The following is a 311-nucleotide window of genomic DNA, read 5'->3' as shown; positions in this document are numbered from 1 at the left end:
GCGCGTAAAGCCGGGCGAGCGTATCGGACTCGACGGCGAAATCACGAGCGGCAGGTCGTCCATCAATCAGGCACCCATCACTGGCGAGAGCCTTCCCGTCGAAAAGGCGGAAGGTGATGCGGTGTTTGCCGGAACCATCAACGAATCAGGCTCGTTCGAGTACAAGGTCACGGCTGCCGCAAACAACACAACGCTGGCGCGCATCATTCACGCGGTTGAAGAAGCACAGGGTTCGAAAGCTCCAACGCAGCGATTCGTCGACCAGTTCGCTCGCATCTATACGCCTATTGTGTTCGTCGTAGCAATCGCCG

Annotated in this window: 1 protein-coding gene; it reads left to right on the top strand. The window is 58.2% G+C overall.

The features are described 5' to 3' along the window. Positions 1–311, top strand: a 311-nt coding sequence (locus tag BG61_RS39070) for a P-type ATPase actuator domain-containing protein (protein WP_035943956.1), incomplete at both ends; no start/stop codon positions are given.

Origin of the sequence: Caballeronia glathei, from assembly GCF_000698595.1 — a bacterium.
GTDB lineage: Bacteria > Pseudomonadota > Gammaproteobacteria > Burkholderiales > Burkholderiaceae > Caballeronia > Caballeronia glathei.
This window is presented reverse-complemented; position numbering and strand designations above follow the sequence as displayed.